Source organism: Lutibacter sp. (genome assembly GCF_013041805.1).
Taxonomy (GTDB): domain Bacteria; phylum Bacteroidota; class Bacteroidia; order Flavobacteriales; family Flavobacteriaceae; genus Lutibacter.
In genome coordinates this window covers 1-13,540 of the sequence record NZ_JABDRI010000107.1, presented here as the reverse complement: position 1 = coordinate 13,540, position 13,540 = coordinate 1, and the positions used below count along the sequence as shown (strand labels likewise).

The window sequence follows — 13,540 nt, the reverse complement described above, 5'->3', positions numbered from 1 at the left end:
ATTTTCCATTCGCAAAAATCTTGTAAAAACTCGTTGGCTTTAAAACAAAAAAATGAAAAAACTAAACTATGGAAACGACAACTGAAAACTTTTCGAGCGCATTATTTATTTGGCAAACATTAATGATTTTAGCATTAATACTTCCGATTATTGCCTTAATTGATATTCTGAGAAATGATTTTAAGGATAATAACAAACTGATTTGGATATTGGTAGTTCTTTTCACTAATCTAGTCGGAGTATTATTATATTTGATGTATGGAACAAAGCAGAAAATTTCAAAAAAAATAGCTTAATTAATAATTATATAAAAATACAAAAAGATGATAAATTTAGGAATGATTGGCCCTTGGCAAATAATTTTAATATTGATAGCTGTATTTCTTGGAATTATTCCAACAATTATCGCCTTAATTGATATTTTAAAAAGTAAATTCGATGGAAATAACAAAATTGTTTGGGTATTAGTTGTACTATTTATCAATTTGATTGGAGCAATTTTATATTTTACAATTGGAAGAAAGCAGAAAATATAAAGTTATCCAACTCAAGCAAAATAACTGATTTGACAAATGATTACGGATTGATTTTCTATATTTAGGAGAAAGTTAAAATGATTAATTAGGGCTAAAAAGATAAAATTTCAAGTTTCTGAGAATTGAATGTGTAAGCACAAAAACCAACACCTCATAAAATTTATGCTTAAACTAAATAACAAATCGATTTGCTAAAACCGAAAAATCTCCGGTTTTCCAGTTGCACAAATCTTATAAAAACTCGCTGTAATAAATAGACTATGAAAAAACTTACATTAATTCTAACTTTTTTCTTCATATCAAATTTTGCTTTTGGACAGGATACGATTTTCTTAAATGATAAATATGAAGAGGTTGAATCATTTAAAGAGGCGATATATTATAAAACAATCGAAAAATTAGAAAACAATAAAATAATAGAACGATTATATCTAAAATCCGAACAGATTAAGACAGAAACAGAATTTAAGGCAACTGAGGATGATAAAAGAGTTTATAATGGATTTCATAAAGTTTGGTACGATACAGGAGAATTAAGGTTTGTGTCGTTTTACGAAAACGGTAAGAAAAATGGAGACCTTTTAAGTTACTGGAAAAATGGAATTCTAAAACGAAAAGATAACTATAAAAAAGGCAAATTAAAAAAAGGAGATTGTTGGAATGAAAATGGAGAAAAGGTTAAATATTATGACTTTGAAATTCATCCAAGTTATATTGGAGGTAAACAGAGAATGTATCAATTCATAAAACGTCATATGAGATATCCAATTTTATCAAAGAAATATAATATTGGCGGAAAGGTGATTGTTGATTTTAAAATTGATATAACAGGGAAAGTGATTGATGCTAAAATAAAACAAAGTGTAAATGAGGAAATTGACAGAGAAGCTTTAAGAATTATAAATAGTATGCCTAATTGGAAACCTGGACTTCAAGATGGTATTCCTGTTAAAGTAAGATATAGAATCCCAATGATATTTAATCCAAACTAATTTAATTACTACAGCCATCACCTCATAAAATTTATGCTAACCTTTAAACTAAATATTAACGACAAAAATTCTAACAAACCAATTTGTTATAACCGAAAAATCTAAGATTTTACAGTCTTACATATCTTTTAAAAAATAGTAGCCTTCATAATAATCAGGTTACAAACTAATGATAAAACCTTTCAAATATGGCACATAAAATAATTGAAAAAATTTGCTGGGGAATAATTGGCGTAGGAGATGTTTGCGAAACAAAAAGCGGAACACCACTAATGAAAATCACCAATTCAACCATTAAGGCTGTTATGAGAAGAAATTCTGATAAAGCAAAGGATTTTGCCAAACGACATGGTGTTGCAAAGTGGTATGACAATCCTGATGATTTACTTAATGACCCTGAGGTAAATGCCATTTATATTGCAACGCCACCAAGCACACATGCTGAATATACATTGAAGGCAGCAGCTGTTGGTAAACCGGTTTATGTTGAAAAACCAATGGCTCGCTCGCATCAAGAATGTCTATCAATGGTAGAAGCTTGTAAAAAGGCAAATGTTCCTTTATATGTAGCTTTTTATCGTAGAACATTACCAAATATTCTTAAAGTAAAGGAATTAATTGAAAGTGGTTCAATTGGAGATATTAGAAGTGTAGATATAAGTGTACAAATGACCATTGAGAATGAAATTGTAGGAACTCATGACCTTCCTAATAATTGGCGAGTTGATCCTAAAGTTGCGGGTGGCGGTTATTTTTACGACCTGGCATCGCATCAATTAGATGCACTCGATTTCATTTTTGGCCCTATTGCTGAGGCTAAGGGATTTTCAGAAAATCAATCAAACACATATATTGCCGATGATATTACTGTAGGTGTTTTTAAATTTAAAAATGGAATTCTAGGAAAAGGTTTATGGGCTTTTAATACTAGTAAGGCTTCACAATATGAAATGACAACAATAATTGGTAGTAAAGGACAACTATCTTTTCCCTTTTGGGGTGATCACCACGTTACTTTAGAAATAGAGAATGAGCCCGTTAAGAAATTTGAATTTGAGGTTCCTGAATATATCCAAGAGATACTTATTCAAAGTATTGTTGATGAACTTCAAGGAAAAGGTACCTGCCCTAGTACTGGTGTGTCTGGAGCTAGGACAAACTGGGTACTAGAGCAAATCGAAAAGGGGTTATAGAATGTCTTTGAAAATGATTATCAAATCATGAGAATGGGTAAGGGCAAACTGGAAACAAAAGAATAAATAATAGCACAATTGGAAATAGTAGAATATTATAATTTACTACTATAAAATAAATATGCAATATCATTATTATTCAGTCCGAATGAATACAAGTAAGAATAATGAAAAGCTAACAATGGTTATAATTAATTGCTTGTTCTCTCCTACTTTGGAAATATAGTTTTGACAAGAATGACGACTATAGCACAAAATCACGAGGCTTACATAAAATCAATTGAATCATTAAAAGAACTAAAAAATACTTTTGCTGAATTAAAAAATACAAATTAAAAAATACTAAATTGAAGGTATTTGATTTTTTTAACGAATGTTTTATTTAAGAAAAATAATTGCAAACCGAATAACATAAATGAGAAATCATTAAAAGTAAAACAATCTGAAAAATTATATTCTCATGACAAAAAAACAAAAAACAACAATAATTAGAATTACATTACTAGTTGGAACTATCACTTCGATGTTCTTTGTACCCTGGCTTTTGGTTAAAGCGTGGATACTTCCCTTACCAGAAACAGTTCAAAAACAATTAAATCAAGGAATCGATCACGGATTTGACGGAATGATAGTTTATGTAGATCAAGCTGGAAAGCCCCCGGAAATTTTTGCCTCCGGCTGGCATGACCGTAAAAACAAAATTCCTGCCTACCCACAAGCGTTATTCAAAATAGCTAGTATTAGCAAGTTATACGATGCTGTTGCTATCACCAAACTGGTAAACGACAAACGTTTATCATTGGATAAAACACTGGCTGATTACTTTCCCGAACTTGTGGGAAGAATTGAAAATGCAGAAAAAATAACCTTAAGAATGATGGTGCAGCATCGGAGTGGCATTCCTAATTTAACTGATACCCCAAATTTTTGGTCAAACCCACCGGAAAGCAGCAAAGAAGCGCTTAAATTAGTGCTTGATTTACCAGCAGACTTTGAGCCAGATAAAAAGTATAAATATTCCAATACAAATTATTTGTTGATTTCTGAACTCATAGAAAAGGTCGTGGGTTATAACAAATTTCAATACATCAAAGAGGAAATTTTGACACCACTCGGACTAAAAAATACTTTCGGCTCGATAAACGAAGTAAATTCCGGCGATGTAATGAGTGGCTATTACGTTGGCATAGAAGATGATATAAAAGATGCTACTTATGGTTCAAAACTCACTTCAATGCTTGCTTCAGCAGAAGATGTAGGTATATTTTTACGGGCTTTAAATGATGGTTCATTGTTTAAAGAAAGGGAACAAGAAATTTATTCTTCTATTTATGTGTTTAATCATACAGGATTGATGCCTGGCTATCAGAGCATTGCCAAATATCATAAAGATATTGATACGGTTGTTATTCAATTTAATAATACAACTAACTTTAATGGATATGACTGGAATTTAGCTGAAATTATATATAGTCGTATTGTAAAAATAATAAGACGTAAAAAATAGAATAACCATATTACAATATACAAAAGGGGCTTTTCCCCCTTTCAAATTCAGGTAAAAACCCCTCAAATTATAGTAATAAGTAGCATACTTTTGGCTTAAGAAAAAGATGTTATTATATAATTATTGGGAAATTGCTATAAAAAACCTTACTACACCGTGAGGTTTTTTGTTTTACTATAAATTCTAAAATATTTTTATTTTTTAGATAAAAATTTATTGGCTTTTTATCAATGCATAAATTTTAGTTATAAGAAAAGGTAAAAGAAGAATTAAAAAAACCCTCAACTTACTTAAAATAATGATATCAACTTCTAAAGCTTTAGAAACTGATCAACATCAATTGCATATTTTAACGTATTTACTGCTTGTACCGAATTACCTAGTAGGACTAAAAAAAAGCTTCATTAAAATTATTAATGAAGCTTTTCTTAATGTTTAAGAAGTTATTAATATCTATAATACTCAGGCTTAAATGGTCCTTCAACCTTCACTCCTATATAATCTGCTTGATCTTCACGTAATGTTTCTAATTCCACACCAATTTTTGCTAAATGTAAACGAGCTACTTTTTCGTCTAAATGCTTTGGTAACATATACACTTCATTTTTATAAGCATCTCTATTATTCCAAAGCTCTAATTGAGCCAACGTTTGGTTTGTAAATGAATTACTCATTACAAAACTTGGGTGACCTGTTGCGCAACCCAAATTAACTAAACGTCCTTCTGCCAAAACAATAATTTCATTTTCACCTAAAGTATACTTATCTACTTGCGGTTTAATTTCAACTTTTGTTGAACCATATTTTCCATTCAACCAAGCCATATCAATTTCATTATCAAAATGACCAATATTACATACAATTGTTTTGTCCTTCATTTTTTCAAAATGAACACCTTGAACAATATCTTTGTTTCCAGTTGTAGTAATCACAATATCTGCATTTGAAACAACATTCTCTAATCTTTTAACTTCAAAGCCATCCATTGCCGCTTGTAATGCGCATATTGGGTCAATTTCGGTAATCGTTACAATTGAACCGGCTCCTTTAAATGAAGCTGCTGTACCTTTTCCTACATCCCCATAACCACAAACTACAACACGTTTACCTGCCAACATAACATCAGTTGCTCTTCTAATTGCATCAACAGCACTTTCTCTACATCCGTACTTATTATCAAATTTAGATTTAGTAACAGAATCATTTACATTAATTGCAGGCATTGGCAGAGTTCCTGCTTTCATTCTATCATATAAACGATGAACACCTGTTGTAGTTTCTTCAGATAAACCGTTAATACCTGCTGCTAGTTCAGGATACTTATCTAACACCATATTTGTTAAATCCCCACCATCATCCAAAATTAAATTTAATGGTTTTTTATCTTCACCAAAGAACAATGTTTGCTCAATACACCAGTCAAACTCTTCTTCATTCATACCTTTCCAAGCATATACTGAAACTCCTGCAGCAGCAATAGCGGCAGCAGCTTGATCTTGTGTTGAAAATATATTACAAGAACTCCAAGTAACTTCAGCTCCTAAATCAACCAATGTTTCAATTAAAACTGCTGTTTGAATAGTCATATGTAAACAACCAGCAATTCTTGCTCCTTTTAAAGGCTTTTTACCTTTATATTCTTCTCGTAAACTCATTAAACCAGGCATTTCTGCTTCGGCTAATTGAATTTCTTTACGTCCCCAATCTGCTAAATTGATGTCCTTTACTTTATATTTTACGTAAGTTGATGTTTCTGTACTCATATTTATTAAATTTGCTTTTTTATTTAAAACAATTAAAAATTAGTTATTTTTAGATTTTGCAAAAGTACAAAATCCATTTGAGAATATAAATGCCTTTATTTAAAAGAATTAAACCTAATAGTTATACTTCAGTTTTTGTTTGGAAAATTGAAGAATCTCTTGATGAATTATCCAAAAATATTCCTTTAACCAAAAGAAGTGAAGAAAGATTACATTCGATGAAATCTGAATTGCATCAAAGGGGTTTTTTAAGTGTTCGCCATTTGCTAAAAAAGGCTGGATATAGTGATTATGATTTATTTTATACTGAAAACGGTAAACCTCATTTAAAAAATGGAAAAAGAATTTCAATTACTCATTCCTTTTCATTTTCAGCAATAATTATAAGTGATGCTGAAGTTGGTATTGATATTGAAAAAAATAGAGAAAAAATAAAAATCATTCAGCATAAATTTGTCAACTTCGAAAAAGGTTTTATTCATAAAAATGATGATTATATAGAGCAACTTACAGTTATCTGGGGAGCAAAAGAATCACTTTATAAAATATATCCATACGGCGGACTTACTTTTAAAAATGATATTGATATTAATTCGTTTCAAATTGCAGATAAAAACACCACTGGAATTATTAAAGTAAAAGATTGGAATAAAAATTACAACATCTTTTTTGAACAAATTGATGGTTTTACCCTTGTTTACGCAATAGAAAGCTCAAAGGATGTCTAAATCAATTCTAAAACAAATACATTCTTCAATTCAGAATAAAAAAAAGCTTTTGGCAATTTTATTAGACCCTGACAAAACTACTATCAACAAACTATCTTCAATTTCAAAAAAAATAGATGCTATTCAAGCGAATTTCATATTTGTTGGCGGCAGTTACGTAGAAAATGGTATAACAGATTTGTTTGTAAATGAATTAAAGCAACATACTAATATTCCAATTATTTTATTCCCTGGAGATTATTCTCAAATAACAAATAATGCTGATGCATTGCTTTTTTTATCGCTTCTTTCAGGAAGAAATCCAGAATATTTAATTGAGCAACAAATAAAATCGGTTCCTTTTTTAAAAAATTCAACGTTGGAAGTTATACCAACAGGTTATATATTAATTGATGGAGGTACAAATTCTTCAGTTTTAAAAATTAGTAAAACAACACCAATAGCTCAAAATAATATTGAACTTGCAGTTGCAACAGCAATTGCTGGAATGTATAAAGGAAAGCAGCTTATTTATTTAGAAGCAGGGAGTGGAGCTAGAACCGCTGTGAACCTTCAACTTATTTCAGAAGTAAAAAAAAACATTCATATTCCATTAATTGTTGGTGGTGGAATTAGGTCAAAAAAACAGTTAAATCAGGCTTTTGAGAATGGCGCAGATTTAGTTGTTATTGGCACAGCATTTGAAGAAAATAACGATATTTTAAATCATTAAGAATGAATGAAATACTAAACTTTTTTTTAGAACCATATCAATCTGCAACTGTGCTAAATATTTCACTTGAATTTATTGCTGCTCTTTTTGGAGTGATTAGTGTTTTTTATGCCAAGAAGGAAAATATTTTAGTATTTCCTACTGGAATAATTAGTACTGTATTGTATGTGTATTTACTTTCTCAATGGAATTTATATGGCGACTTAATTATTAATATTTACTATACCATAATGAGTATTTACGGGTGGTATATGTGGAGTAAAGTAATTGACAACCAACAACATCATATTGCCATATCAAGAACTACTAAAACTGACAAATTAAAAGCTATTGGAATTTTTGCTTTTACATCGGTTTTTGTAATTGTGGTTTACAGATATTACAACGTAATGCCTAATAATTTGGGATTTAGGGAAAGCGTAAATTATGCTATTTCTAAACTAACTTCTGGAAATTTAATTAATTTTAGAGAAGGAACACCCTATTTAGATACATTTACAACAGGAATATTTTTTGCAGCAATGTGGTTAATGGCAAACAAAAAAATTGAAAATTGGACGTTATGGATTGCCGGTAACATGGTTTCAATTCCTTTATACTTTGTAAAAGGTTATGGCTTTACAGGTATACAATACACACTATTTTTAATATTAGCAATACAAGGTTATATTACATGGAAAAAGCACTTAAACAAAAAAGCATAAATATTATTAAGGTTGTACTTTTTGGTCCTGAAAGTACTGGAAAAACAACGCTATCAAAGCATCTAGCCCGGCATTATAATACGGTTTGGGCGCCCGAATATGCACGAGATTACTTACAAAAAAAATGGAATAATGAGCGTAAAACTTGTGAAAATTCAGACTTACTTCCTATTGCTAGAGGGCAGATGGAATTAGAAAATAGGTTAGCAACTAAAGCCGACAAAATACTGATTTGCGATACTGATTTATTAGAGACTAAAGTCTATTCTGAAGAATATTACGGAGGTTTTGTAAGTCCCGAGTTAGAAGAAGCTGCAATCAACAATAGTTACGATCTTTATCTTCTGACTTATATTGATACTCCTTGGGAAGAAGATGATTTAAGAGATAGACCAGATCAACGTTTAGAAATGTTTAATGCCTTTGAAAACGCTCTTATAAAATATAATCGCCCTTATATTTTATTAAAAGGTGACAAAAAAGTACGTTTAAATATAGCAATTAAAGAAATAGATAAAATTTTGGAATCTAGACCTAATTTGCAACGTTTTTCAGATAACTTATCCGATATAGATTTGCATTTTTTACATCAGCAGAATAATGATTTTAATGTAACTGAATGATTATTGAAAATATTATAAAAGAATTAAATTTTAAAGCTGTCAGAAGTAGTGGTTCTGGAGGTCAGCACGTTAATAAAGTTTCTTCAAAAGTTGAATTGTTTTTTGATTTACAAAATTCCTCTGCACTTGCTGAAGAAGAAAAAGAATTACTCCTTAAAAATTTAAAATCAAAATTTTCTAAAGAACACATCCTTATTTTAACTTGTGATGAAAGTCGAAGTCAACATAAAAATAAAGAAATTGTAATTAAGCGATTTGTAAAACTAATGACAAACGGGTTAAAAGTTCCTAAAAAAAGAAAGCCAACCAAACCAAGTAAGTCTAGCGTTAAGAAACGATTAGATAAAAAGAAAAAACAAGCCTACAAAAAAGCACTTAGAAATAAACCTGAAATTTAATTAGTCCTTTTTTTATTTTCTGGTATATAACTGTAAACAACTTCTCTTAATTCTTCTGCACTCTGAATCGCTTTTTGTAAAGACACTGCATATTTACTGCTTTCAACTACTTTAAACAAAGCTTCTACTGGAAATACTCCTGTCTCTTTTACCCAATATGATACTGCACTTAATGCTGCTCCCATTTTTCCTCCTACTTTTAAAAAATCTTTTACATCGACAGAACAATCAGCACAAATTTTTCTATCAACTAAAACCTTCGATTCGTGTGCTACTCGATTCTTGACCTTATTCCAACCTTCTTCCGTCACAGCTATCACTGCACTTGGTTTTTCCAATCCAGTAAAATGAATAGGTTTCTTAGAGAGAATTACTTCAGCAACTGAAAATCCGGTTCCTACAGTAATTGGATATTCACCTTTCATTGTTGTATACAAACCAGATAAAATTCCTGCTTGCGCTAGTATTTTTGCTGCTGATTGAACTCCTCCTCCTGCTGAACCAGCAATTACAATACCTGTACTATCTTCAATAGTTGACTCAAATTGTTTCTCTAATACCTTAACACTTGATAGTAAGGAATTCTTAGTTCTCTTTTTACTTACACCAATTGGCCTGTTATTTACTAATCTTTCTTCTGCAACAATAAAACCTTTCATATCAGCAACTTTCTTCATTCCGTGTGAAGTACACAAACTTGATAACTCCACCAAAGAAAAGCCTGGAGTATTAATTGCCTCTTTTAATGTATCTGTAAAATTAGAAATATCATTTACACGAACGCTAAATGCTGCTCCCGACTGATGTGCTAAATTCACAACATCGTAGGGATCTGCATCATCATCACTATGTTTATATGCTTTAAATTCATTGGTTGACAAACCACTCATTTGCCCACCGGTCATACCATAAAGTAGGTTATTAATAACAATTAGCGTCATGTCGATATTTCTCCTTGACGCCTCTAATATATGTTGCAAACCAATTGTAGCTCCGCCATCTCCTTGAATTACAACTACTTTTTTATTTGGATTATCTAAACCTAAAGAGACTCCAATTCCTAAAGCAGGAGCTCTACCGTGCAATCCGTGAATAGTATGAGTTGCAAACAATGGGTCTACCAATCCGGAACATCCAATATCGCTTACCAAAACAACATCGTTAGGTCCATACCCTAAATTTTCTAATGCTTTTGAAGTACTCCTAACACAAATTCCGTGTCCGCAACCTGGACAAAACGGCATTTTAACATTGGTTAATATTTTTTTTGCTGCTTCCATAAGTCTAATTCTTATTAATTTACCTTTTCTTCTATTTCAGAAGGCGTTAACATAGTACCAAACTTGGTAGCTGTTTTTATTTTTGAAGTAGTTCTTTTACCAAATATCATTTCTTTGAACATCCCAGTCATATTTTCCTCAGCAAATGTTATTGTTTTATAGGAATCTATGATATCATAAATTTTTTGAGATATAGGCAACATAGTTTTTACAATTAATAGGGAGACTTTTTTTCCTTTTCCTCGTATTGAATTCACACTATCACGAGAAGCGTCAGCTGACACACCCCAAGTCACAATTAAATCCTCCGCACCATTTTCAGCATCTAATTCAAAAAAGGAATATTCATCTATTCGCTTTTCTAATTTTTCCCTAAGACGCCATGTATTCGCTAAACTTTCAGGTGTTCCTTTCCGAATCAATCCTTCGTTATCATGAGTTGAAGAATTAAACCGAACTTGGTACTCATCATTTCCTAGCGGATAAAATGTTGGTACCATATCTAACCCTGCTTTATAGGGCTGAAAAGGAAATTTAAATTCTTTTGGAGTTCTATCAACTTTCTCCAAAGGTTCTAATGAGCTCATATCAAAACTTTTTTGAGTCATTACCAGCTCTTTTGAAGTTAAAATAATAACTGGAGTTCTAAATTTAACCGCTGTTTTTAATGCTTCGTTTGATAGCGTCCAAGCATCATTAAAATTGGAAGGTGAAAAAATTGGCAATGGAAATCCTCCAGAAATAATACCATCTAAAAATTTTAAATCCCCTTGAGCTCCTGTTGTTGCAGATCCTGTGCTTGGGCCCAAACGTTGCGTAATAATGAGAACCATTGGTAACTCCATCATATAGGCCATATTTAAAGTTTCAGTCATTAAAGCTAAACCAGGAAATGCAGTTGCAGTCACTGGAATTTTACCTGCGGCAGAATAACCACACATCCACTGAAGAACAGATATTTCATCTGGACCAGCTAAAAATTCTGGAAAACGTTCTTTGGAATAGGTATAAAATAAATTGGAAGGTGTTATTGGGTATCCTACAAATACATCAGCTCCTGATTGCACTAAAGCTTCTGTTATAATCCGTGAAGCATCAATCATGACATTTTTTGAGGCTTTATTTTTCAAAATATCACTATTTATAATTTACATATAAAGATAAAATAACCTTTTGTAATTGAACCATTTTATTTTGTAAATTTTTGTTTAAATTTAATCGCTAACAAATTTGAAAAACCATGTTGCAAAGTCCTTTTTATAACTTCTCAAAAAAAGTTGAAAACAAAATCACTATTGCATTATTAATTGCTAACATGATTCTAATTTTTGTAATGCGTTTTTTTAATTCGATATTAGAGAATAATGGTCACAATAAAGGAATCATTTCATTTGAATTAGCTAAAGACCTTTCAGCATCTAGAACAATTTTGGATTCATGGGATACATTGGCTAAGACTGCTGCAGGAATGAGTTTGGGGTTTGACTTTCTCTTTTTAATTGTGTATGCTTTATTTATTTCCATACTTATTCAAAAGCTAAATGAAGTAGTATGGAAGCAATCTAAAATATATAAACTTGGAATTATTTTAATTTGGGGTACATTTTTAGCGGCATTTTTTGATTGTATTGAAAATATTGCTTTAATAAAACTTCTTTTAGGTGATTTACATCAAAAATGGAGTTCAATGGCTTATTATTTTGCTATTTCAAAATTTACTTTACTATTTACAGGTCTGGTATTCATATTGTTAAGTTTAATTATTTTGATAATTAAACAAATAATTCAAAAAAAATAAACTTACCTAACAATTAATACTTAAATTTGCATCATCTCAAAAGGGGTGCCTAGAACGGCTGAGATCAAACCCATTGAACCTGAACAGATAATGCTGTTAAGGGAAATTAGTATAATTAATTTAACATCGATTAATTGCCTCTTTTTAAATCGTTTTATTTATAAAAAAATGAAACATTTAATTACAATTTTATTCATTGCATTTACTTTCACTGTGAATGCGCAAGAGCTATTTAAACTTTCTGGAAAAGTAACAGATGGCGAAAATCCATTTCCTGGAGCTAGTATTCTTATCAAAGGAACTAATATTGGAACTACCACAAACTTTAAAGGCGAATTTTCACTCTCACTAAAAAAAGGTAATTACACCTTAATTGTAAGCGCTATTAGTCAACCTAAAGAAGTAGATATTGATTTGACAAAAGACTCTGATATCTCAATTGATATGTCTGATAGTTTTGTGAATCTAAATGAAGTACTCGTTTCAGCAGTTCGTGTTAAAAGCACTTCACCGGTAACTCATAGTAATGTGACTAAAGAAGATTTAGAAAAACGAAATCTGGGTCAAGACATTCCAATTTTATTAAATTATTTACCTTCAGTTGTTACAACATCTGATGCGGGTGCTGGTATCGGCTACACTGGAATTCGGGTTCGTGGTAGTGATGCTACTCGGGTTAATATCACTATCAATGGTATACCATATAATGATGCAGAAAGTCAAGGAACATTTTGGGTAAATATGCCCGATTTTAGTTCATCTACTGAAAGTATGCAACTACAACGTGGTGTTGGTACTTCAACAAATGGATCAGGAGCTTTTGGAGCAAGTTTAAACTTATTAACAGATGCGATTTCTGAAGAAGCATTTGGGGAAATAAGTAACTCTTTTGGCTCATTCAACACAAAAAAGCATACTGTAAAATTTAGTTCCGGAAAGATAAATGACCATATTGAATTTTCTGGTCGTTTTTCAAAAATTGATTCTGACGGTTATATTGATAGAGCTTTTTCAGATTTAAAATCATACTTTTTACAGGCTGCTTATGTTGATGATAATACCTTAATAAAAGCCTTAACTTTTGGTGGACAGGAAAAAACATATCAAGCTTGGTATGGAGTTACTCGAGAGGAAATCGAAACTTTTGGAAGAACCTACAATCCATATTTTTATGAAAATGAAATTGATAATTACAATCAAGATCATTATCAACTTCATTGGAACGAAAAACTATCAAACAATTGGTCTACAACTATAGGTTTAAATTATACATATGGCCGTGGTTATTATGAACAGTTTAAAGAAG

15 protein-coding genes and 1 riboswitch are annotated in these 13,540 nt (G+C 31.0%); of the genes, 12 read left to right on the top strand and 3 right to left on the bottom strand.

The features are described from left to right. The first annotated feature begins 68 nt into the window (after positions 1 to 68). From HKP59_RS12810 to HKP59_RS12790, 5 genes are all read left to right on the top strand, one after another. Positions 69 to 296 carry a PLD nuclease N-terminal domain-containing protein gene (locus tag HKP59_RS12810; RefSeq protein WP_291807638.1) on the top strand — a complete coding sequence of 76 codons (228 nt, stop codon included), beginning with the start codon at positions 69 to 71 and terminating at the stop codon, positions 294 to 296. Positions 297 to 323: 27 nt separating this feature from the next. Then, positions 324 to 536, top strand: a complete 213-nt coding sequence (locus tag HKP59_RS12805; RefSeq protein ID WP_291807636.1) for a PLD nuclease N-terminal domain-containing protein — start codon at positions 324 to 326, stop codon at positions 534 to 536. Between the two features lie 260 nt (positions 537 to 796). Beyond that, positions 797 to 1,528 (top strand): energy transducer TonB, encoded by a 732-nt coding sequence (locus HKP59_RS12800; RefSeq protein ID WP_291807634.1) that lies wholly within the window; start codon positions 797 to 799, stop codon positions 1,526 to 1,528. Positions 1,529 to 1,716: 188 nt separating this feature from the next. After that, positions 1,717 to 2,721 (top strand): Gfo/Idh/MocA family oxidoreductase, encoded by a 1,005-nt coding sequence (locus tag HKP59_RS12795; RefSeq protein WP_291807631.1) that lies wholly within the window; start codon positions 1,717 to 1,719, stop codon positions 2,719 to 2,721. A 460-nt stretch (positions 2,722 to 3,181) separates the two neighbouring features. Then, positions 3,182 to 4,228, top strand: a complete 1,047-nt coding sequence (locus HKP59_RS12790) for a serine hydrolase domain-containing protein (protein ID WP_291807629.1) — start codon at positions 3,182 to 3,184, stop codon at positions 4,226 to 4,228. Positions 4,229 to 4,674: 446 nt separating this feature from the next. Here HKP59_RS12790 and ahcY read toward each other — a convergent pair whose 3' ends face one another. Continuing rightward, complete coding sequence (ahcY, locus tag HKP59_RS12785; RefSeq protein WP_291807627.1) at positions 4,675 to 5,991, bottom strand: adenosylhomocysteinase; 1,317 nt, start codon at positions 5,989 to 5,991, stop codon at positions 4,675 to 4,677. Between the two features lie 89 nt (positions 5,992 to 6,080). Here ahcY and HKP59_RS12780 point away from each other — a divergent pair, with 89 nt between their 5' ends. Genes HKP59_RS12780 through arfB form a run of 5 tightly spaced genes read left to right on the top strand, consistent with a single transcriptional unit; the run spans position 6,081 to position 9,156 of the window. Continuing rightward, positions 6,081 to 6,719, top strand: coding sequence for a 4'-phosphopantetheinyl transferase superfamily protein (locus HKP59_RS12780; protein WP_291807625.1), 639 nt, complete (start codon positions 6,081 to 6,083; stop codon positions 6,717 to 6,719). Then, positions 6,712 to 7,431 (top strand): geranylgeranylglyceryl/heptaprenylglyceryl phosphate synthase, encoded by a 720-nt coding sequence (locus HKP59_RS12775; protein WP_291807623.1) that lies wholly within the window; start codon positions 6,712 to 6,714, stop codon positions 7,429 to 7,431. Before HKP59_RS12780 ends, HKP59_RS12775 begins: the two co-directional genes overlap by 8 nt. 2 nt (positions 7,432 to 7,433) lie before the next feature. Further along, the gene (gene pnuC / locus HKP59_RS12770; protein ID WP_291807621.1) at positions 7,434 to 8,135 is read left to right on the top strand and encodes a nicotinamide riboside transporter PnuC; all 702 of its coding nucleotides are present in this window, start codon (positions 7,434 to 7,436) and stop codon (positions 8,133 to 8,135) included. After that, positions 8,105 to 8,758: an ATP-binding protein gene (locus tag HKP59_RS12765; protein WP_291807620.1), complete on the top strand. Its 654-nt coding sequence runs from the start codon at positions 8,105 to 8,107 to the stop codon at positions 8,756 to 8,758. The genes pnuC and HKP59_RS12765 overlap by 31 nt, the downstream gene beginning before the upstream one ends. Next, a complete protein-coding gene (gene arfB, locus HKP59_RS12760) occupies positions 8,755 to 9,156 on the top strand; it encodes an alternative ribosome rescue aminoacyl-tRNA hydrolase ArfB (RefSeq protein ID WP_291807619.1) in 402 nt (133 codons plus the stop codon). Before HKP59_RS12765 ends, arfB begins: the two co-directional genes overlap by 4 nt. On the opposite strand, the gene HKP59_RS12755 is transcribed toward arfB, so the two are convergent. Both HKP59_RS12755 and HKP59_RS12750 read right to left on the bottom strand, forming a co-directional pair. Next, the gene (locus HKP59_RS12755) at positions 9,153 to 10,436 is read right to left on the bottom strand and encodes a thiamine pyrophosphate-dependent enzyme (protein ID WP_291807618.1); all 1,284 of its coding nucleotides are present in this window, start codon (positions 10,434 to 10,436) and stop codon (positions 9,153 to 9,155) included. The two genes, arfB and HKP59_RS12755, sit on opposite strands and share 4 nt — an antisense overlap. A gap of 14 nt (positions 10,437 to 10,450) precedes the next feature. Next, positions 10,451 to 11,566 (bottom strand): hypothetical protein, encoded by a 1,116-nt coding sequence (locus tag HKP59_RS12750; protein ID WP_291807617.1) that lies wholly within the window; start codon positions 11,564 to 11,566, stop codon positions 10,451 to 10,453. Between the two features lie 110 nt (positions 11,567 to 11,676). Here HKP59_RS12750 and HKP59_RS12745 point away from each other — a divergent pair, with 110 nt between their 5' ends. Further along, entirely contained in the window at positions 11,677 to 12,234 is a 558-nt protein-coding gene (locus HKP59_RS12745) for a hypothetical protein (protein ID WP_291807615.1), read from the top strand. A 31-nt stretch (positions 12,235 to 12,265) separates the two neighbouring features. Continuing rightward, positions 12,266 to 12,357, top strand: a riboswitch (TPP riboswitch). Positions 12,358 to 12,402: 45 nt separating this feature from the next. Beyond that, the coding region (locus HKP59_RS12740; RefSeq protein WP_291807613.1) for a TonB-dependent receptor at positions 12,403 to 13,540 on the top strand (1,138 nt) is incomplete at its 3' end.